Annotated in this window: 24 protein-coding genes; 1 reads left to right on the forward strand and 23 read right to left on the reverse strand. The window is 45.4% G+C overall.

What is annotated here, in order from left to right; translation table 11 throughout:
• Positions 1-38 precede the first annotated feature (38 nt).
• From ccsB to ACXACN_RS05975, 9 genes are all read right to left on the reverse strand, one after another.
• Positions 39-1,229 carry a c-type cytochrome biogenesis protein CcsB gene (ccsB, locus tag ACXACN_RS05935; RefSeq protein ID WP_474963047.1) on the reverse strand — a complete coding sequence of 397 codons (1,191 nt, stop codon included), beginning with the start codon at positions 1,227-1,229 and terminating at the stop codon, positions 39-41.
• A 17-nt stretch (positions 1,230-1,246) separates the two neighbouring features.
• Positions 1,247-2,878, reverse strand: coding sequence for a cytochrome c biogenesis protein ResB (gene resB / locus ACXACN_RS05940; RefSeq protein ID WP_474963049.1), 1,632 nt, complete (start codon positions 2,876-2,878; stop codon positions 1,247-1,249).
• A gap of 28 nt (positions 2,879-2,906) precedes the next feature.
• Positions 2,907-3,458 (reverse strand): thiol-disulfide oxidoreductase ResA, encoded by a 552-nt coding sequence (gene resA / locus ACXACN_RS05945; protein ID WP_474963051.1) that lies wholly within the window; start codon positions 3,456-3,458, stop codon positions 2,907-2,909.
• 54 nt (positions 3,459-3,512) lie between these two features.
• Positions 3,513-4,241: a pseudouridine synthase gene (locus ACXACN_RS05950; RefSeq protein WP_474966810.1), complete on the reverse strand. Its 729-nt coding sequence runs from the start codon at positions 4,239-4,241 to the stop codon at positions 3,513-3,515.
• 136 nt (positions 4,242-4,377) lie between these two features.
• Positions 4,378-4,893 (reverse strand): spore maturation protein, encoded by a 516-nt coding sequence (locus ACXACN_RS05955; RefSeq protein ID WP_474963053.1) that lies wholly within the window; start codon positions 4,891-4,893, stop codon positions 4,378-4,380.
• Complete coding sequence (locus ACXACN_RS05960) at positions 4,890-5,480, reverse strand: nucleoside recognition domain-containing protein (protein WP_474963055.1); 591 nt, start codon at positions 5,478-5,480, stop codon at positions 4,890-4,892. Before ACXACN_RS05960 ends, ACXACN_RS05955 begins: the two co-directional genes overlap by 4 nt.
• Positions 5,468-6,559 (reverse strand): D-alanyl-D-alanine carboxypeptidase family protein, encoded by a 1,092-nt coding sequence (locus tag ACXACN_RS05965; protein WP_474963057.1) that lies wholly within the window; start codon positions 6,557-6,559, stop codon positions 5,468-5,470. The genes ACXACN_RS05960 and ACXACN_RS05965 overlap by 13 nt, the downstream gene beginning before the upstream one ends.
• A 638-nt stretch (positions 6,560-7,197) precedes the next feature.
• Complete coding sequence (scpB, locus tag ACXACN_RS05970; RefSeq protein ID WP_474963059.1) at positions 7,198-7,791, reverse strand: SMC-Scp complex subunit ScpB; 594 nt, start codon at positions 7,789-7,791, stop codon at positions 7,198-7,200.
• A complete protein-coding gene (locus tag ACXACN_RS05975; RefSeq protein WP_474963061.1) occupies positions 7,782-8,537 on the reverse strand; it encodes a segregation/condensation protein A in 756 nt (251 codons plus the stop codon). Before ACXACN_RS05975 ends, scpB begins: the two co-directional genes overlap by 10 nt.
• Positions 8,538-8,735: 198 nt before the next feature.
• On the opposite strand from ACXACN_RS05975, the gene ACXACN_RS05980 reads away from it, so the two are divergent.
• Positions 8,736-9,209, forward strand: a complete 474-nt coding sequence (locus tag ACXACN_RS05980; protein ID WP_474963063.1) for a DUF309 domain-containing protein — start codon at positions 8,736-8,738, stop codon at positions 9,207-9,209.
• 53 nt (positions 9,210-9,262) lie between these two features.
• Here ACXACN_RS05980 and ACXACN_RS05985 read toward each other — a convergent pair whose 3' ends face one another.
• From ACXACN_RS05985 to ACXACN_RS06050, 14 genes are all read right to left on the reverse strand, one after another.
• Entirely contained in the window at positions 9,263-9,628 is a 366-nt protein-coding gene (locus ACXACN_RS05985; RefSeq protein WP_474963065.1) for a GNAT family N-acetyltransferase, read from the reverse strand.
• A 259-nt stretch (positions 9,629-9,887) separates the two neighbouring features.
• Complete coding sequence (locus ACXACN_RS05990) at positions 9,888-10,352, reverse strand: site-2 protease family protein (protein WP_474963067.1); 465 nt, start codon at positions 10,350-10,352, stop codon at positions 9,888-9,890.
• An 18-nt stretch (positions 10,353-10,370) separates the two neighbouring features.
• On the reverse strand, positions 10,371-10,805 hold the full coding sequence (locus ACXACN_RS05995; RefSeq protein WP_474963069.1) for a peptidylprolyl isomerase: 435 nt from the start codon (positions 10,803-10,805) through the stop codon (positions 10,371-10,373).
• 14 nt (positions 10,806-10,819) lie between these two features.
• A complete protein-coding gene (gene lysA / locus ACXACN_RS06000) occupies positions 10,820-12,115 on the reverse strand; it encodes a diaminopimelate decarboxylase (protein WP_474963071.1) in 1,296 nt (431 codons plus the stop codon).
• Positions 12,116-12,229: 114 nt separating this feature from the next.
• Positions 12,230-13,699, reverse strand: coding sequence for a spore germination protein (locus ACXACN_RS06005; RefSeq protein ID WP_474963073.1), 1,470 nt, complete (start codon positions 13,697-13,699; stop codon positions 12,230-12,232).
• 24 nt (positions 13,700-13,723) lie between these two features.
• Complete coding sequence (gene spoVAE / locus ACXACN_RS06010; protein WP_474963074.1) at positions 13,724-14,074, reverse strand: stage V sporulation protein AE; 351 nt, start codon at positions 14,072-14,074, stop codon at positions 13,724-13,726.
• A complete protein-coding gene (gene spoVAD / locus ACXACN_RS06015) occupies positions 14,071-15,087 on the reverse strand; it encodes a stage V sporulation protein AD (protein WP_474963076.1) in 1,017 nt (338 codons plus the stop codon). The genes spoVAE and spoVAD overlap by 4 nt, the downstream gene beginning before the upstream one ends.
• Before the next feature lie 12 nt (positions 15,088-15,099).
• Entirely contained in the window at positions 15,100-15,543 is a 444-nt protein-coding gene (gene spoVAC / locus ACXACN_RS06020; protein ID WP_474966811.1) for a stage V sporulation protein AC, read from the reverse strand.
• A gap of 41 nt (positions 15,544-15,584) precedes the next feature.
• Positions 15,585-15,995, reverse strand: coding sequence for a stage V sporulation protein AB (locus ACXACN_RS06025; protein WP_474963077.1), 411 nt, complete (start codon positions 15,993-15,995; stop codon positions 15,585-15,587).
• On the reverse strand, positions 15,982-16,599 hold the full coding sequence (locus tag ACXACN_RS06030) for a stage V sporulation protein AA (protein ID WP_474963079.1): 618 nt from the start codon (positions 16,597-16,599) through the stop codon (positions 15,982-15,984). The genes ACXACN_RS06025 and ACXACN_RS06030 overlap by 14 nt, the downstream gene beginning before the upstream one ends.
• Before the next feature lie 160 nt (positions 16,600-16,759).
• Positions 16,760-17,506 carry an RNA polymerase sporulation sigma factor SigF gene (gene sigF / locus ACXACN_RS06035; RefSeq protein WP_474963080.1) on the reverse strand — a complete coding sequence of 249 codons (747 nt, stop codon included), beginning with the start codon at positions 17,504-17,506 and terminating at the stop codon, positions 16,760-16,762.
• Positions 17,507-17,516: 10 nt separating this feature from the next.
• The gene (gene spoIIAB / locus ACXACN_RS06040) at positions 17,517-17,957 is read right to left on the reverse strand and encodes an anti-sigma F factor (protein ID WP_146817827.1); all 441 of its coding nucleotides are present in this window, start codon (positions 17,955-17,957) and stop codon (positions 17,517-17,519) included.
• Entirely contained in the window at positions 17,942-18,307 is a 366-nt protein-coding gene (gene spoIIAA / locus ACXACN_RS06045) for an anti-sigma F factor antagonist (protein WP_474963081.1), read from the reverse strand. The genes spoIIAB and spoIIAA overlap by 16 nt, the downstream gene beginning before the upstream one ends.
• 94 nt (positions 18,308-18,401) lie before the next feature.
• Complete coding sequence (locus ACXACN_RS06050) at positions 18,402-19,577, reverse strand: D-alanyl-D-alanine carboxypeptidase family protein (RefSeq protein WP_474963083.1); 1,176 nt, start codon at positions 19,575-19,577, stop codon at positions 18,402-18,404.
• Positions 19,578-19,664: the final 87 nt, after the last annotated feature.

Below are 19,664 nucleotides of genomic sequence, written 5' to 3' on the forward strand. Positions count from 1 at the left end.
AGGCGGAGTTCATAAAAAATCTCGCCTGCCTTTTGTTTTTAAGCATAAGAATGTAAGCCTGAAATAATTAAGTTAACCGCAATCAAATTGAACATGATGATACCAAATCCACCGACAGCAAGCCAGGCGGATTTCATTCCCTGCCAGCCGCGGGACAGACGCAGGTGTAGATAGGCGGCATAAAAGAAGAAAGTGATGAGCGCCCATACTTCTTTTGGATCCCAGCCCCAAAACCTATCCCACGCCTGCTGAGCCCATATCATGGCAAAAATGAGTGCTCCCAATGTAAACACAGGGAACCCGATGGCCACGGCACGGTAGGAAACTTCATCGACAAGTTCAGGATTCACTTTTTTATTAAGGAAAGGTTGAATTGCTGCTGCTACCCGCTTCCTTAAGATCAATCGAGCGCCCCAGTATAGGACCAGTCCACCAAGAAGTGCCCAGAGGAAGGTGTTCAATTTCTTAGCTGCATCCTCCCCGCGCATCCACTCAGGTGCTTGAAACAACGGCGACATGGCATCATCACCTGCCACCTCTCCTTGATAAGGTCCGGCAATCGCTGGCATGTTATACGTAATTTCTGCCTCTTGCCCTTCAATCGGAGCCGTGAAAGTCGCTTCATAATTCATTGCACTGAATGATGATGAAACGATAATGAAAGCGAGTGTTACGGCAATGACGTAAATTACAAACTCGAGCCACACCGTATGTTTGGAACGCTTGCTTTGATCCACTTGGCTGATTAAGAAAATCAACCCTGCGACAAAGCTAACCGACAAAATCCCTTGACCAAGGGATGCTGTAGTCACATGGATATATAACCAGTGCGACTGCAAAGATGGGACGAGTGGAGAGATTTCCGTCGGGAACATGCTTGCAAAAGCGATCAGCAGCAACGCAATCGGCAAAGCAAACAACCCCAGAAGATCGACTCTGTAAATAAAGTAAAGAACAATGAATGCGAAAACAAGCATCATTCCAAAAAAGGTTGTGTATTCAAACAAGTTACTAATAGGGGCGTGACCACTTGCGATCCATCTTGTAATAAAATACCCTATTTGAGTAATGAAGCCGATGATCGCAATGGTGATTCCTATATTTCCTGCTACTCGGCTCTTCCCTTTCTTTTTATCCCGAATGGTTCCTGCAAAGAAAAAGGTCGCTATTAAATAGATGAAAAAAGCAGCATAGAGCAGATTGCCGCTTATGGCTGTCCAATCTCCCATTCTTCATCCTCCTGACTCTATGATTTCATTTCATACTGGTCCTGAGGGGCCTCAATGTTCGTGCCTTCAATTGATTTTTCAATCTCCATTCTCAAGGCGTACCAGTTTTTATTCGTATGGCCTGCAATCCAGGCTCCGTCTGATCTTGGTTGCAGCCAGATTCGACGATGGTTCCAATACATTCCCTGGATTACGCCGATCATGAAGATCGCGCCTCCTAGAGAAATGATTCCAAGCGTATGATCTTTCTTCACGGTCAAACCGGTCACATCTCGTACATCGAACCCTGTCAGACCAAGTTTATATTGGTTATTTTCTCCTGCATCAATATTTGCCCCGATCCCTAGGAAACTAGTTTCCGGCGTTTCTTCCCCTGGTGGGTACAAATTGAAGACAAAAGCCGGGTTCTTCGGATATTTGGATACTGAAGCAGGCTGACCATCCTGCATTTCATACTCTGGGAAGTAGTTGACGACTTCTACCCGGAACCCGCCGTCCAGCTCATATGTAGATTGGGGGTCCGCTAAATCGACTGTAAACTCGCCATGGTTGGTATCTTCATCATCCTTGTCATGGATTTTGAAAGACATTTCGCTGAACTCGTCCAATTGATAACTAGCCTGATAGAGGGCAAAGTCATCAAACTTAATTGGGTTATTCAATGTTGCTGCCGCTTCTTTGATCGTCTCAAGCTCAGGATCCGCGCCTGCGACCCCTTGATTGGTCCGCTCATAAATGACAGCGTCCGTTCGGAACGTTTTCGGGATCGCTCCATCCTGGTTTTCAATGGCTTCTTTAAATTTCGCATCTTCCGGGTTGTCTTTATCATAGGTTTCTAGAGTAAATGCCTCATTTTTGATAAAGTATTGACCTTCTGTGCCAGGGATCAGGGTTGTCTCCCCTTCTCTCACCCACACGTGTTCATCGACGTAGAAGGCTGGCAAAAACCGGAGCAACGCGCCTAGCAGGAAAATAATAAGACCGATATGATTCACATAAGGTCCCCACCTAGCAAAACGGTTCTTCTCTGCGAGCAAGTGACCATCTTGTTCATAGACTTTGAATCGTCTCTTCTTCAAGTTGGATTTGAATGTTTCATAATCGATGGACTCTGATTTCGTCTCCCCGAATACCCGCTGCTTTTTCATAAACAGTTCATGACGCTTCGGTTTCTGTTTTTTTAACGTCTTATAAAGCGGGAAAAAGCGGTCAACGGAGGCAATGACGATGGATACCCCAATCATTGCGATTAACAGCATATACCACCATGAGCTGAAAAGGTCATGAAATCCAAGTTGATAATAAATCTGACCGGCTAAGCCGTATTGGTCCTTGTAATGGGTCGCAGGATCTGCACCGCCGATAAAAACGGCCTGAGGGAAAATTGTACCGATCGCAGATGCGACGACAGTGATGAAAATAAGGGTGACCCCCACTTTCACGGAGGAAAAGAAATTCCATATTTTATCAACAAGCGTCCGATTATACGTTTGTGATCGGCGGGCACTGCCGTCGTAGCGCATGTTGAGCAGCTTCTTGTCTTCGTTTCCATCGATGTGCTGGTTTTGCTCGACAGGTTTCCCGCATGCTTCACAAAGGACCGTGCCTTCAGGATTGACATGACCACATTCACAGGTAATCTCTTTCATAGTAAAACCTCACAATGTCAAGTAGACTCTATTCCTCCGGTGCAATGTTTTGCAAGTGGCCTTCCAGTTTGTCTAACGTGAGTGGACCAATCACTTGCTCTTCGATTTCACCTTCAGGATTGATGAATAGCGTGGAAGGAATCGGACCGATGTTATAAAGATCCATCACGTCTCCATTTTTATCTTGGAGAATGGGAAAGCTCAGGTTGTATTCGTTCACAAAATTCTCCACCACAAGTTCGGTTGAATCCAAATTGACAGCTAGAATTTCGACACCTTTTTCTTTATACTCCGGATACAACTCTTCCATATATGGCATTTCATCTTTACACGGCTTACAATACGTCGCCCAAAAGTTGACCATAACACCTTTTCCTTCGAGATCACTCAATTGAACGGTCTCATCTGTACCGAATTTTTTCAATTGAAAGTCTGGAGCATGCTCGCCTTTGGCGATCACCGATTGTTCATCCTTGCCGTTGGCGACAAGAGCGAACACGACAAGCCCGACCATCACGGCAAGCATAGCTGTTCTGAAGATCAGGCGCTTTCTTTTTTTTCGAATGGTTTCTTCCTTCATTTTGACTCACTCCCAAACCATTATAACATTGAATCCATGCTATAAATTTGAACGTTATTCAACAGTTTTCTCAGCCATCGCACGGAGCTGCTTCACTTCAAATGGTTTCAATGGACGAGAATCCCCTGCGTTCATACCATGTAAATCTAGGGTTCCGTACCGTTCACGCTTCAATTTGTCGAGTGGATATCCAAGCGATTCAAACATACGGCGGACTTGACGGTTTTTTCCTTCATGAAGAATAATTTGAACAATCGCTGTATTCTTCTTCGAATCCGTGGAGTTGATTTTAGCATGGACTGCTTTCAAATACTCCCCGTCGACGGTCATCCCTTTCTTCAACTGTTTCAGTTGCTCTTTCGTTGGAATGCCTTTCGTTTTTGCGATATACACTTTGTCCACTTCATGACTCGGATGCATCAGTAAGTTCGCAAATTCCCCATCATTCGTTAACAAAATTAACCCAGACGTATCATAATCTAACCGGCCAATAGGGAAGATTCGTTCCTTGACTTCAGGCAAATAGTCCGTAACAACTTTTCGCCCCTTGTCATCACTGACACTTGAAATGACACCACGTGGTTTATATAACAAATAGTAGACAGGCTCTTCTTTATCAATCGGTACTCCTTCTACTTCAACATCATCATTTTTACCAACTTTTGTTCCTAATTCTGTTACTACTTCTCCATTGACCGTCACCTTGCCATCGACAATCAACTTTTCTGCTTTTCTTCGTGATGCGACACCTGCGTGGGCGATCACCTTTTGTAGTCGTTCCATATCTGCCATACGACCGTCACCAACTTTCTTTAAAATCACTTTTATTCATGAAACGAAGCCACGCTCACACAGCGCGGCTCTTCTGTTCATCTACATTATACACATTCTATAAAGATTTGAACAAAAAATCATCCTATTAACCAAATAGGATGATGACAATGACAATTGATGCTATTATACCAACCAGATCGGCCATCAGTCCAACTTTCAAAGCATCCCCCATTCTTTTGATTCCTACGGCTCCAAAATAGACCGTAATGATATATAGAGTCGTATCGGTACTCCCCTGCATCACGGATGCGAGTTGACCGATGAATGAATCAGGTCCGAACGTACGGATCAACTCTGTCGTCATACTGAGTGCAGCCGTTCCCGATATAGGACGGACAAAAGCCAAAGGGACGATTTCAGGGGGCGCTCCGAACATTGACATCAGAGGTTCAAACAGTTTCACGATCGCCCCCATTGCCCCGGACGCTTGAAAAACAGCAATCGACACCATCATCCCTAGTAAAAAAGGAAGAAGACTGATGGCGATTTGAATTCCCTCTTTACTGCCTTCCACGAATACCTCATAAGAAGGCACCTTTTTTATCGTCGCGGTCACCAGCACAAGAAGAATAATGGATGGGATGAGCCATATGCTGATCATAAACGCATCGCCCTCTCCCTTTTATAATGAAAATAACGATCAATCATTAAGGCGGCGATGGTAGAAATAATAGTCGCTAAAATGGTTGCCCCTACGATAGAAGTCGGATCCTCGGAATCATATTTCATCCGAATGGCGATCACCGTTGTCGGAACAAGCGTCAGAGATGATGTGTTAATGGCAAGCAGGGTGATCATCGAGCGGCTCGCTTTATCGGAACCCGACAGCTTCTTCAATTCCTTCATCGCTTTCAACCCCATCGGTGTGGCAGCATTGCCAAGACCGAACATATTAGCCGTCATATTGGACAAAATGTATCCGAGCGCCGGGTGATCCGCGGGTATGTCAGGAAAGATGCGTTTCACAAACGGGCGGAAGATTTTCGCAAGGCCGGCCAAAAGCCCTGCCTCTTCAGCAATTTTCATAAGTCCGAGCCAAAAGATGAGGACACCTGCAAGGCTTACAGTAATCATAATCGCCTCATCTAACGTCGAAAAAATCGCTTTGTTCACGTCTTCCATCGTTCCATTGAATGCTGCATAAATGATTCCCGTAACCGCTAGGAACGCCCAAATCAAGTTGACCATGGGGCTACTCCCATCATCCTGTTCAAGAAGTTTTTCACTTCTCTAAAGAAAGATTGAGAAGGACGCTCATTCCATACAGGCGCCTCGACTAAAGGAGTGGTTCCGACCATAAAGTACGTCACCCCTGCCAAATTCGAATCGGCTTCTTGTTCATAGCGATAAAAGGTCGCCTGTAACTCATCCTTTTCAGATAAAGTGAGAGGATAATAGAGATCTCTCGGGATGTATAGAGATCGTCCGTTCACTCGGGCGGTTCCCTCACTTTGCAATTTCACACTTTCAAAATGACTGAACCCCCACTCGAACATCCGTGTATGATCCGTCCAATCATCAGGAGCATTCAAAGTGACAGCGATCAGTTCCATTCCATCTTTTTGAGCACTTGTCACCAGCGTTCGTCCTGCGGCTTTAGTGAATCCAGTTTTCCCGCCGTTCGTCGGTTCGTAATATTGGGTGAGCATTTTATTTTTATTCATCCAAGAGTAATCGCGGTTCTCCGAACGGTACAACTCACTGCCTGTCACCTTACGGAATGTATCATTTTTCATGGAATACGCCATGAGTAGACCTAAATCATACGCACTGGAGTAGTGGGTTTCTCCATCCAAGCCATGGGGATTTTCAAAATGGCTGTTATTCATTCCAAGCCAGGCCGCTTTTTCATTCATCAGCTGCACAAAACCTTCCACACTCCCACCTACGTGTTCCGCAATGGCTACAGCCGAATCATTTCCGGACCTTAGCATCAATCCATACACTAAATCTTTTAAAGGGATTTTTTCGTTTTCGGTTAAATAAATGGAAGACCCTTCTGTATAAACGGCCCTTTTACTTACTTTCACTTTCTCTTCCATCATTCCTGATTCAATGGCTATGATAGCGGTCATGATCTTTGTGGTGCTGGCAATCAATGTAGGGTCATAAGCATTCTTCTCATACAACACCCGTCCCGATTCTGCATCCATCAAGACAGCTCGCTCTGCAGATACGGATAGATTAGGTTCCGCCTGAACGCGATCCACCATTAAGTTTGGAACTAGTAAAATCAGTGCGATAACCACATATAAGAACCTTCTCAAGAGGACTTCCTCCTATTCACATCATTTGCTTCAACTTATGCAAAAGCGTACAAGCTTATGAGTCATAGAGGACTTGATTTCGAGATGTTTCGGGGTTCGTTGCTGAGTTGAGCGTCAGGGGTGGTTGGGAAGCCACTCGCTTTCCTGCGGGGATTACGGCAAGCCTCCTCGTGCTTCGCACTGCGGGGTCTCGCCAGCCAATCCATTCCCGCGGGAGTCTCGCAGCTTCCCAACCACCCCATTCAAAACATTAGAGAAACGAACCCACGCACAAGCATGGAGCGTCTCCCAAAATCACTACTTCCTAGCTGATAAGCCCTCTATAGCAAGCGTTAAATACAATTGGCTCTTTTCTTAAAATTAAACCCACCACCTTATTTAACACAGGAAGTCTGCTTATTCTGGAAGTGGTTTCGAGATATTTATATGGCAAAGGGGCGGAGGGGAATGGTGAGACTCCTGCGGGAAAAAAGTGCAGGGTGAGACCCCACAGGACGCAGTCCGAGGAGGCTCACCGCGCTCCCGCGGAAAGCGAGCTATTCCCCGCAGCCCCCATCCACTCAACAAAAGTCTCGAAACTGAGTCTTCATAAAAGGAAGCCTGTATAGAAAAAAGCTGTTCCTGGTGGGAACAGCTTTTTAGTCTTCGGCGAAGGGGTCTTCATTGAATTTTTCGAAGAAGAGATCAGCTTCTCCTTCTTCCTCCCCTTCCCCCTGCTTGAGTTCAGAAAGAGGTGGGAGCTCGTCAATGGATGTCAATCCAAAGTAGATAAGGAAATTTTTGGTCGTTCCGTAGAGGATTGGACGTCCGATCGCATCTTTCCGGCCTTTTTCTTCAATCAGGCTGCGGTTGACAAGAGTCTGAATGGCACGATCACTTTTGACACCTCTCAAATCATCGACTTCAATTCTTGTTATCGGTTGTTGATAGGCGATGATTGCTAGTGTTTCCAGTGCTGCTTGAGACAGTCTGGTCGATCCTGGTGAATCCAATAAGCGCTTATAATACGAAGCATGTTCCGGCTTCGTGGTCAAATGCAAAGTTCCTTGTGAATCCATGATGGTCAGACCTCTGTTTTTCGATTGATAGTCTTTCACCATATCTTCTAACAGTGTTTTGAACGTTTTTGCATCCAATTCTAGTAGATCGGTCAGTTTCTTTTTTGTGATCCCTTCTTCTCCGGCCGCAAAAAGCAGGCCTTCGGTTATCGCTTTGTAGTCTTCTAACTCCATGGTGCATCCTCCGTCTTATATACGATTAGTTCATCAAAATGTTGTTGTTGGACACACACGATGTCATTGCTCTTCATCAATTCAAGTAAGGCGATGAAGGTAACGACGATATGCGGTCGTGTACGCTTTTCAAATAACTGATGAAACGGCGTACCACCTGCTTGTACATCGATTTTACCTAGAATTTCTTCCATTCTCATCTGGATGGGGATCTCATCTCTTCGGACTTTCGCTTCCTGAGGTTTTTCCGTTTTGGCCCGCTTTAATAGATTGCCCATCGCTTGAATCATATCGTAAACAGAAGCTTCCCCCGGGCGTACTTCCGGCATTTCCTCTTCCCATCCTTCCATATTGAGCGGTGGGCGGGTATAGATGCGGTTCGCGTCGAGTTCTTTTTCCTTTAGTTCTTCTGCTGCCTGTTTGTATTTCCGGTATTCAATCAGACGGCGCATCAAATCTTCACGTGGATCGTCCTCCATCTCGCCATCTTCGAATTCATCCTCCATGTTCTGATTCGGCAGGAGCATCTGACTTTTCATAGCAAGTAAAGTAGCAGCCATGACCAGATACTCACTCGCGAGATCCAACTCAAGCTCCTGCATCGTATGGATATAGTTCATGTACTGATCGGTAATTTGAGACACAGGTATATTATAGATGTCGATTTCGTATCGGTTGATTAAATGTAAAAGAAGATCAAGAGGTCCTTCAAAACCTTCCACTTTCACTTGGTAGCTTTTTTTCATATCATTCTTCCTTTACGGTCCATTGTTCTATTATGGTATCAAAAAACACCTTGCTCTGACAGCACGTATTTCATGCCGGCTTCAATAGTTTTTTAGTTATTTGTGCTCTATTACGTTATAATGAATATACAAATGCAATGATTTGTATATTGAACAACCTTGATTCTGAAGGTTGTAAAAAAGGAATGGATGAATCGTATGTATCCGAAAGCTTATATTGAATTCCTCGCCCATTTTCACGGGACACGAGATTATTTTGAATGTCACGAGGTGCTTGAAGAACACTGGAAGAAAGAAGATCCTAACAACCGGTCCTCCGTTTGGGTATGGCTCATCCAAGTCGCTGTCGCCATGTATCATGACCGCAGAGGCAACCAAAACGGCGCAAAAACTCTCGTCAACCGTTGTATAAAAAAGCTGGGAGAACATGAGAATGAACTCCATCAACTCGGTTTAGATGGTGAGCGTTTAGAGCAACACTTGAATGAATTCCGCGCTCGCTTGGAGGCAGGCAGCCCCTACCGCAGCTGGAACATGTCCATCATAGATCAGGAACTAAGCAAAGAAGTCCACCTTCTTTGTCAGGAATGGAACGTCGCTTACGGTTCTCCGAGTGATCTGTCCGATGAATTCCTTGTATTCAAACACAAAATGAGAAAAAAAACACTGTAAAAGCTAACGAAACGAAACAAAGGAGGTGTCGTGAATCGACACCTCCTTTTTCTTTATAGTTGTGAAGAGGCACTTTCTTCATCACATTTCTCGATGAATGATTCTGTAGCCACATCAGCGCAGACTTCACATGCATCTTTGAAGTGATCACGGACACGGTGGATCATCTGTCTACCAATCCCAGTGTTACGATGGGAAGGATTGACGGATACGTGTTGGATGACGGCTTTGCCATCTTCCAGGCGTACTCCGACCGCTCCGAGGATGTCTTCCTCTTTCCACAAGAATAGATTCCAATCCGGATTGGAATCGTATTCCTTTATAATTTCCTGAAGTGTCTTCACATCGGAGACCTCAGGCATGAAAGAAAGCAATCCCATCGCAATCTTTTCAAATGATTTTTTATATCGAATTAACATAATAACCCCTCAATTATGAAAATAACTTTCCTAGACTTCCAGATGATCGACCGAAAAAAGAAAATGGTTACTTTCAATCATTGTCTAATTCTTCCTATCTGTCAAGCTTACATGACGATGACGAACCAATAGTATAAGCCCCAACCGATGCTGAACAACGATAAAAGTGTAAACAGCACCCAATTTTTCATTTTCATTATACGTTGCCCCCGGTTTTTCGTGATTTGCCCCGCTACATAGAATATAGCATAACCCGTGATTATTCAAGCCTGTTTAAAAACCGGCGTTTCACGATCGACCAAAGCCGATGACCGTCCGAACAATTTCCCTTGATAGAAAATGGAACAAGGTTCATCAGGGCAAGGTAAGAATTGAAAAGAAAAGAGAGACGGAGGAGATCATCCTCCAGGCCCTTATACCATAAAAATAAAACGAAAGCCGTTACCGCATTCAATATAGGACCGCCCATACTGATCCATGCCTTCTCGAAGTCCTTGAACGGAATTTTCCGTTCATTCACCGAGTAAGCTCCCTGGAAGAAAAAAAGGTGGATGTAGATGCGGGTGCCACCTTTTTTCCATCGCCCTATCACTTTTCCCCGGCCTAGATGGAGGGCGGTGTGATCAGCCCCAAAATACAGGCCAGGGATCAGGTGACCAAGCTCATGGATGAACAGACTTATAGGTGCCACTAAAAATATCAATACCAGTAGTGTACCAATCATGAAGGGCTCGATTAGTGATTACTTGTCCTCAACGCGAACCTTTTGCATCACATCTCCGACACGTACACGATCGACCGTATCCACGCCTTCAATCACTTTGCCGAATACCGTGTGACGGCCGTCTAAGTGTGGCTGTGGAGAATGACACACGAAGAATTGACTTCCGCCTGTATCTTTTCCAGCGTGAGCCATGGATAGGGATCCTCTTTCGTGCTTGTGAGGATTGCCTTCCGTTTCACACTTGATCGTGTACCCTGGGCCACCTGTTCCTCGTCCATCCGGGCATCCGCCTTGAATGACGAAATCAGGAATAACACGGTGGAATGTCAGACCATCATAAAATTCATCGTTGGCCAGTTTCTCAAAATTCGCCACTGTGTTCGGTGCCGCTTCTTCGTAAAGTTCAATCACCATTTTTTCTCCATTTTCAAACTCAATTGTTCCTTGTTTCATTTCTCATACCCCTCTCATTTTTCATACGATAAATCGAGTCGTGTCATCTCTTGATAGCTCTCTCTTCTGACGACAAGCTGATGCTTTCCGTTTTCGACGAACACGACGGCCGCTTTTTGAAAGCGGTTGTAATTGTTAGCCATAGCATAACCATACGCTCCTGTGCTGAAAACTGCAAGTCGATCTCCATGTTCAACTGTCGGAAGCGCCACATCCCATATTAGCATATCTCCGGACTCACAGCACTTACCAGCTATCGAATACTCTTTTTCCGGCTTTTGATCCATTTTTTCTACCAGAGCGGCCTCGTATTTCGCCTGATAGAGAGCCGGACGGATATTGTCCGTCATTCCACCGTCGACAGATACATAGGTCCTTACATCAGGAACTTCTTTGATGGAACCGACCGTGTAGATCGTCACACCTGCTTCCCCGACAATCGCACGACCAGGCTCTATCCAAATTTCCGGCATAGGATAGTCGTACTGTGAGGAAAGGTTCTTCACTTCACCGATCAACGCATGCGCATATTGATCTAGCTCAAGAGGTTCGTCCTGTTTTGTATATTGAATCCCGAAACCGCCGCCTAAATTCAGGACGCTCGCTTCATAATCGTAGCGATCACGCCATTCTTTCAAAGTCGTGAAGAGCTTCCTCGTAGCCATCTCAAAACCGCTCGTCTCGAAAATTTGTGAACCAATGTGACAATGAAGGCCGGTCATTCGAATGTTGGAATCCTCCTGGACCTTCAAAAATGCCTCCTCCGCCTGGCCACTGCTCAAATCAAAGCCGAATTTCGAGTCTTCCTGCCCCGTCAATATGTAATCATGAGTATGGGCCTCGATCCCCGGTGTCACCCTCAACAATACATCCATCTGTTTCTGCTGCTCTTTTAGGATGGCGTGCAGAAGTTCAATTTCATAAAAGTTATCGACGACGATACATCCGATTTCATGTTCAACAGCCATTTCCAGTTCCCGAATACTTTTATTGTTTCCGTGCATGTGAATTTTTTCTACAGGAAAGCCTGCTTCAAGGGCCGTATGTAGTTCTCCTTCAGATACAACATCCAAACTGAGTCCTTCCTGTTTTGCCACCTGAAGCATAGCTACTGAAGAAAAAGCTTTACTCGCATAAGCGACCTGCGCAGCTACTTCGTTCTCTCTGAATGTCTGCACGAACGCCCGTGCTTTTTGTCTGATTTTATCTACATCATATACATATAGAGGCGTGCCATATTGTTCGGCAAGTTCTGAGGCTGGGACTTGTCCGATCAACAGCTGCCCTTGTTCATTAACATTATGATTCATCATAACCCACCTTTTCTAAAAACGAAGAAATGATAAAAGAAAATGCCCTTTGGAAATCAAAGGACATCTGGATTTATTTTAATTTATCACATTGCTAAAGAACGGGCAATACGATTATTTCTGACGGTTATTGTTTTGAGGGTGAACGACACTCGGCCTCACTTTTAAAGATGGCATACTGAGACGCAGGATAATCTGGATGGCCGCTTTTCCGTTGAACGGGAGAAATGGCCATAAATACGGAGTGTTCAACGACTTCGTATTCGCTAAAAGCAGAATATAAGCTAAGAATCCGCCCATGAGCCCTTTGATTCCGAATAAAGCGACAAGAATGACGAACAAAACGCGAGCCATTTTATTTGCGACAGACAATTCATAACTCGGGGTAGAATAAGAGCCGATCGCTGCAACGGCTACGTAAAGAATGACTTCAGGCACGAACATACCTACGTCGATAGCGATTTGTCCTATAAGAACAGCTGCAATCAGTCCCATGGCTGTCGATAATGGCGTCGGCGTATGAATGGCTGCAATTCTGAGCATCTCCAGACCTAAATCAGCAATTAATATTTGGAAGATGATCGGAATCGTGCTTTCTTCATTGGGTCCGATAAAAGCAAACGGCTCTGGAAGCAGATCCGGCTGCATGACGAACAACATCCACAACGGCAAAAGAAAAACAGAAGCAAAAATCCCGAAAAAACGTACCCATCTCACAAATGTCCCAACAGGAGGGGACTGTCGGAATTCCTCCGCATGTTGCACATGGTGGAAATACGTCGTGGGAGTAATAATCGTACTTGGTGACGTATCGGTCATGATCACCACGTGTCCTTCAAATAAATGTGAAGCAACGACATCTGGACGTTCCGTGTATCTTACGAGCGGAAATGGGTTCCTTCCCTGTTTGACAATGTATTCTTCAAGACTTTTATCTGCCATCGACAACCCGTCGATATCGATTTTCTGAATCTCTTTTTTCAACAGTTCTACAAGTCCAGGATCGGCTACGTCTTTGATGTAAGAAATACACACATCCGTTTTCGAACGATTTCCGACCTGCATGATTTCATTTCTCAGACGCTCATCCCTGATCCGGCGGCGTGTTAAAGCCGTGTTTTCAATGATATTCTCAGTGTATCCGTCCCTTGAACCACGAATGACTTTTTCTGTGTCCGGTTCCTCTGGAGTCCTCCCCGGATACGTCCGCACATCAACGATGAAGGCCTCTGTTTCTCCATCCACGAAAATGACCATCAACCCGGAAAGCATCTGGGTAATACACGTATCGAGGTCTGAGGTCGTCTCTACTTGTTGATGAGGGATCTCATCTTTGATGGATTTAAAGACAGAGTCCACATGGTCCTCGGAATCATTCATTTCCATCAATTGGCGCATCACTTCTACGACGATCGGCGTCTCTACAAGACCAGTGACATAATAAAAGTTCACTTCCACACCCAGCAGGGTCAGCGTACGGAAACCAGCATCAAATGATTGGTCTACGCCAATTCGTTCATTCATCGTCTTTCGGTTTTGATCGAGCTTCATGACGATCGGTGTTTCTTTTTTCTTCTTAGGCATAAACCTCCACTCCTTGATTTCGATTTACCCTTTAGGCTTAAATATAACAGCAACGATAAAACCAAATAGAATTGCTGATGCAATACCTGCAGATGTCAGTTCAAAGATTCCAATGGCCACCCCGATAAAACCATGCTCATCCGCCTGTTCCATAGCTCCATGCAAGAGAGAATGCCCAAAACTTGTTATTGGGACAGTCGCGCCTGCACCAGCAAATTCAATCAGGTTATCGTAAAGGTCGAATGCATCCAGAACCGCCCCGGCTACAACAAAGGAGGACATAACATGAGCAGGAGTCAATTTGAATACATCCATTAGGATCTGTCCGACCACGCAGATCCCTCCACCGACGAAAAACGCCCATAAAAAGGTCATGATCCTCCCTCCCCTCTAGTGAGGACGACGGCATGAGCGATACCTGGAATCGATTCCTTCTGTTGAAGCATCATCGGACTCATAAGTGCACCTGTCGCAACGATTAAGACACGCTTGTATTTTCCACTGATCAAATCCTGCACGATTTTCCCATAAGTGACGACCGCTGAACATGCGCACCCGCTTCCCCCTGCAAACACAGGTTGATCGCTGTGATAGACAAGCAGCCCGCAATCTTTGTGCACATCACTGATGTCGTAGCCATCCTGTTTCATCAAGTCCTTGAGAATAGGGGTACCAACGGCTGATAAATCGCCGGTGGCAATCACGTCATAATCCCCCGGTACTCGTCCCATGTCTTCCAAGTGCGTTTTAATGGTATCCCAGGCAGCAGGTGCCATTGCAGATCCCATATCAAATGGATCCTTGACACTATAATCCATGACCTTCCCAATCGTTGCCGCTTCCACTTGAATATCAGAAGGTGTTTTAGAGAGCAGCGCAGCACCGCTGCCTGTAACGGTATAGGTGGCGGTCCCTGGCTTTTGTCCACCGTACTCGGTCGGGTAACGGAATTGGCGCTCAGCTGTACAGTTATGAGAACTGACAGCAACCAGAGCTTGGGTGGCATACCCTGAAGAGACGAGCGCAGCACCTGTAGCTAACGTCTCCATACTAGTTGAACAGGCACCGAACATCCCTAAAACAGGAATTCCCAACTGCCTTGCCACATAGTTTCCTGTAACGTTTTGGTTCAAAAGGTCACCTGCTAAAAACAAATCGATATTGGATTTGTCTGTGCCTACTTTTTGCAAACAAGCGTTCACCGCATCGGTCATTAATTTACGCTCGGCAAGTTCCCAATTGGCTTCCCCGCAATGAAGCTCTTCGTGTACGACGTCATACGTTTCTTTAAGTGGACCTTCGCCTTCCATGGGACCAACAGCTGTACCTGTGGATTGTAAGTAGACCGGATCAGTAAACGTCCATGAATGTGTTCCAGTTTTAGCCATTTGCTTTTCCTCCTAAAATATAAGCGACCACACGTATCGAATAATACCTAATACATAAGCAGCAACGACACCGAAGACAATGACAGATCCTGCTAACTTGAATAAATTCGTGGCAACCCCAAGAACGAGCCCTTCGGATTTATGCTCCAATGCCGCTGAGGTAATGGAATTCGCAAATCCAGTGACCGGAACTGCAGAACCCGCACCCGCAAACTGGCCGAGCTTATCATAAACACCAAAACCTGTAGCTAAGGCCGAGAGAAGAATCAAAGTCGCTACCGTCGGGTTGATGGCATTTTTCTCACTATAGTCGAACCAGTGAATATACATTTGAGTCAAAAGTTCGCCAAATACACAAATCAATCCACCCACAACGAAGGCTTTCAAACAATTCATGACGTATGGCGGTTTGGGCTGATACGATTTTCTGGCCTTATCAAAGTTTTTTTCATTCAGCGGTTGTTTACCCACACTACTTCCTCCTAATTACAGATCGTTCATCTGACAAAAATGAGCCATTGAAACAATGAACCCGCGATTTTCCCAAGGACGAGCGCCATCAATAGAGTGAACAAAAAGCCATCGACTCCGATGCGTTTGAATAAGAGCGGAAACACATTCAGGACCTCTGTGAGCGCAGCGGCAAGCATTCCTATGAAGATCCCATGAAAGAGTCCCCAAATGACAAGGCCGATCACCGTCATCTTCACAGGTCCATCCCCAAATGAAAGGTAAATGCCTGCAAAAACACCGAGGATCACGGCCATTTCATAACTCCGGAGCTTCGACTCCGAATGGCTCAACTGCATAAGCCTTGGGACGATACCGAGGACGGTCAGAAAAGCGACGAAGCCTGTTCCGACAGCAATGCCAGCAGCAATTCCAATCAGTGCTTCAACGATCCACATCCTGTTTTTCCACCTTATTCTCCTTAATGGCTACGTAATGGTCGAGGTCTTCCTGGTAATTGAATATCTCCACTTCCATCGGACTCGGTTCTTCGTTGAACCGCTTCTGGAACCAGTGGTTAAAAAACAAGATCATTCCTATTCCAAGGCCGATGGAATACGGGACCTGGATCCATAACGGATGTTCCACTTCCTCCCCTGTCAACATGAAATGCAATTTCTGTTGAACAGCCTGCATGCTCACATCATAGTGGAAGTTCATGATCGCCATCGCCGCTCCAATAAAAAGCAGGATCCATATCGCGCTAATTAGTAAAGGGGACGGCTCTCGTTGGTGTTTCTCCACATGCACCACGCACTGATTCGGTCCGATGAGTTCGATTTCAAGCTCCGGAAATTTCTCGATCACTTGTTCAATAATCATGAAAGAATCAATGACTACAATGTTTCGATCTTCTTCCGTGACTTGATGCAAGACCATCTGCTCCAGCACAGGTTTGTGCCGCTTCTGGCCCGTAACACGAGCCACATCCTGCAAACGTATTTTTGCCAGAGGTTGAACATATATGGATTGTTTTGTACGTATATAGACAGGAGTCGCCAATACTTCCGCCTCCCCTGTGTAAATTTTCTTAGACTTATTATGTGTGAGATCGAAAAAATCATACGAAGAGTCGAGAGTTATTGGATACTTGAATAAGTCGTAGACTAGCTGAAAAAAACTTTCCACAACAAAAAAAGCTGTACCTCATCAGGTACAGCCCTCAGCTTGTATCATTCATCGTTTCTTTCATATCAGCAAGAATTTTCTTCTCCAGTCGCGAGACTTGTACTTGCGATATGCCTAAACGCTCCGCCACTTCCGTTTGGGTTTGATCCTTGTAATACCGCAAGTAAATGATCAACCGCTCCCGTTTGTCCAGTTTGCTCATCACATCCTGGAGGGTCAGATGATCGAACCAATTGCTATCTTCTTCTGCAATCTGGTCGACAAGGGTGATCGGGTCGCCTTCGTTTTCATACACCGTTTCGTAAATCGATTGAGGGGTTCGTCCAACTTCCTCCGCCTGGACGATTTCCTCCCTCGTAAGACCCAAGGCATCTGCCAGCTCATTCACTGTTGGAGAGCGCCCATACTCCTTTAAAAGCTCTTCTTTCTTGGCACGGACTTTGTGATTCAGCTCTTTCAAACTGCGGCTGACTTTCACACTTCCATCATCCCGGATGAACCGCTGGATTTCACCGATGATCATCGGTACGGCATACGTTGAGAAACGCACATCATAACTCAAATCAAATTTGTCGATCGATTTGAGCAGGCCGATACAGCCGATTTGATACAGATCATCCTGATCGTATCCACGTCTGAGATATCGTTGCACGACCGACCACACGAGACGGGTGTTCTTTTCTACCAAAAAGTCTCTCGCCTCTTGATCGCCCGCCTGACTCTTTTTGATCAGCTCTTTGACATCTTTGTCGGACAGACGTTCTTTTGTCGTATCGCTCATAGGCGGCGCCTCAATTACACAAAGCGCGGGTTGACGTCAACTGCTTCGTCATTCGGATCGTCGTTCCGACCCCGGGCTCTGAAGTAATGTCTACACGATCCATGAAATTTTCCATGATTGTAAAACCCATTCCCGAGCGTTCCCATTCCGGTTTCGACGTGTAAAGCGGCTCTTTGGCAATCTCGATATTTTCAATGCCCTGACCGCGGTCCTGAATGATCAGTTCGATTTCTCCGTCATCAATGGCACACGTCAGCATGACTTTTTCATCGCTCTTCTCTTCATAACCATGGATGATCGCATTCGTAACGGCTTCAGAGACGACCGTTTTAATATCCGTCAACTCTTCCATCGTCGGATTGATTTGACTGACAAATGCGGCAACAGATACACGGGCAAGGGATTCATTTTCACTCACACTCGTAAACTCAAGCGTCATTTCATTTCGCATGATGCCACCCCCAACATCTCAAGCGCGGATGCCTCATCATCCACGAGTTGCATGATTTTGAACATCCCTGACATATCGAACAATCTCCGAACTTCAGGTGAAATGGAACACAACACCATTTCGTTCCCTTTCGCTTGTACCTCTTTATAACGACCGAGCATCACACCAAGGCCTGAACTATCCATGAAGGACAATTTTTTTAAATTGACAATCACATGTTCGACACCATTGTTCGCTAGCTCTTTCTGCCAAGCTTCCCGAAGTCTCGTAGCTTCATGATGATCCAGCTCCCCATTTAATCGGACGAGCAAAACATTTTCTCTGACTGCAAAATTGACTTGAAGACTCAAGTGAACTCCCTCCTCTGACTTTATAAGAGTCACTATGTCTTTTCGTACTTTTTGCTGTCATTTCCTGCTCAAATACACAACTAGTGGGAAAGTGCTAAAACCTCTGAAAGCTCGTCAAATTCTTCCATGAGCGCTGCCAGAGAGCAGGAAAACCTGCTTTATCCACGGTTTCGACCGTTTCCAACCGGACTTTAGCTACTTCCTGTTCTCCATTTTTCACGATCACCCAACCCATGTGGGCCCCTTTTTCTAATGGAAGGTCTGATTTCTCGGCTACTTTCAACACCGTGTCATACTTACTCTTCTTGTCATTTTTCTTCTTGAGAACGACCACATCTTTTTCCGGTGAAAGCTTCAATTCCAGAGGATTCCCTCGCGTCACCTTCATGGATTTCATCGTGTCATCTTTAGAATAGAGTTTGACACCCTCATATTGACTGAAACCATAATCTAAGAGACTGGTCACATCCGAATTCCTCATCTTCGGATTTTCAGCACCCATGACAACAGCAATCATGTGCATATCATCCCGTTTTGCAGAGGCGGTCAGGCAGTATTTAGCCTCACTCGTATAGCCTGTTTTCAGTCCGTCCATGCCTGGATAGTTTTTGATCAACTTGTTCGTGTTCACTAACCAGAATTCATTGTCCTGCCCTTTACGCAAATAATCATCATAGATTTTCGTGTACTTGGTCACTTCATCATGCAGCAGCAACTCTCTTGCCATGACAGCCATATCATGAGCCGTGCTGTAATGACCTTCAGCCGGAAGACCGGTCGGGTTTTGGAATTGGGTATTCTTCAAACCGAGATCCTTCGCTTTTTGGTTCATTTGAGCCACAAACTCTTTTTCACTCCCGGCAATCCGTTCAGCCATAGCAACACTTGCATCATTCCCAGATGCGACAGCGATGCCTTTCAATAAATCTTCAATGGACATCTCTTCGCCTGCTTCAAGGAAAATTTGGGACCCGCCCATAGAAGCCGCGTGCTCACTGATCCGGACGCTTTCATCCAGTTTGATGCCGCCTTTATCAAGTTCTTCCATGATTAACAACAGCGTCATGACCTTCGTCATACTCGCAGGGGGCAGCTTTTTATTTGAATCCTTATCATAAAGCGTCATCCCGCTGTTCTTTTCCATCAATATCGCGGATTTCGCTGAATTGACGATCTCTGTTGAATCCCTTTCTTCTGCAAGAGTCATGTTTAACGGAAAAAGTGAGACAACTAAACAAAGAGCGAGACACACACCCATCATTTTTTTCATAACCTAAACCTCCCATTGCTTTAAGTGCCCCTAGCTTTCCCTTACCATCATCTTCTATACATAATCCAAAACAGCACCACTAGGTAT

Source organism: Halobacillus sp. AWM4_238 (genome assembly GCF_056158265.1).

Coding starts and splice junctions, on each gene's coding strand:
- sigF (WP_474963080.1), bottom strand. CDS start 17,506: ATGAGCGATACGACAAAAGAACGTCTGTCCGACAAAGATGTCAAAGAG.
- ACXACN_RS05955 (WP_474963053.1), bottom strand. CDS start 4,893: ATGATCAGCATATGGCTCATCCCATCCATTATTCTTCTTGTGCTGGTG.
- lysA (WP_474963071.1), bottom strand. CDS start 12,115: ATGAATCATAATGTTAATGAACAAGGGCAGCTGTTGATCGGACAAGTC.
- ACXACN_RS05960 (WP_474963055.1), bottom strand. CDS start 5,480: ATGGTCAACTTGATTTGGGCGTTCCTAGCGGTTACGGGAATCATTTAT.
- spoIIAB (WP_146817827.1), bottom strand. CDS start 17,957: ATGCGAAATGAAATGACGCTTGAGTTTACGAGTGTGAGTGAAAATGAA.
- scpB (WP_474963059.1), bottom strand. CDS start 7,791: ATGGAGTTAGAAGACTACAAAGCGATAACCGAAGGCCTGCTTTTTGCG.
- ACXACN_RS06050 (WP_474963083.1), bottom strand. CDS start 19,577: ATGAAAAAAATGATGGGTGTGTGTCTCGCTCTTTGTTTAGTTGTCTCA.
- ACXACN_RS05950 (WP_474966810.1), bottom strand. CDS start 4,241: ATGGAACGACTACAAAAGGTGATCGCCCACGCAGGTGTCGCATCACGA.
- ACXACN_RS05975 (WP_474963061.1), bottom strand. CDS start 8,537: ATGAAAAAAAGCTACCAAGTGAAAGTGGAAGGTTTTGAAGGACCTCTT.
- ACXACN_RS06005 (WP_474963073.1), bottom strand. CDS start 13,699: ATGCCTAAGAAGAAAAAAGAAACACCGATCGTCATGAAGCTCGATCAA.
- ACXACN_RS06025 (WP_474963077.1), bottom strand. CDS start 15,995: ATGTGGATCGTTGAAGCACTGATTGGAATTGCTGCTGGCATTGCTGTC.
- resA (WP_474963051.1), bottom strand. CDS start 3,458: ATGAAGGAAGAAACCATTCGAAAAAAAAGAAAGCGCCTGATCTTCAGA.
- resB (WP_474963049.1), bottom strand. CDS start 2,878: ATGAAAGAGATTACCTGTGAATGTGGTCATGTCAATCCTGAAGGCACG.
- ACXACN_RS05990 (WP_474963067.1), bottom strand. CDS start 10,352: ATGATTGGTACACTACTGGTATTGATATTTTTAGTGGCACCTATAAGT.
- ACXACN_RS05980 (WP_474963063.1), top strand. CDS start 8,736: ATGTATCCGAAAGCTTATATTGAATTCCTCGCCCATTTTCACGGGACA.
- ACXACN_RS05985 (WP_474963065.1), bottom strand. CDS start 9,628: ATGTTAATTCGATATAAAAAATCATTTGAAAAGATTGCGATGGGATTG.
- spoVAE (WP_474963074.1), bottom strand. CDS start 14,074: ATGACCTTTTTATGGGCGTTTTTCGTCGGTGGAGGGATCTGCGTGGTC.
- ccsB (WP_474963047.1), bottom strand. CDS start 1,229: ATGGGAGATTGGACAGCCATAAGCGGCAATCTGCTCTATGCTGCTTTT.
- ACXACN_RS05995 (WP_474963069.1), bottom strand. CDS start 10,805: ATGAAACAAGGAACAATTGAGTTTGAAAATGGAGAAAAAATGGTGATT.
- spoVAD (WP_474963076.1), bottom strand. CDS start 15,087: ATGGCTAAAACTGGAACACATTCATGGACGTTTACTGATCCGGTCTAC.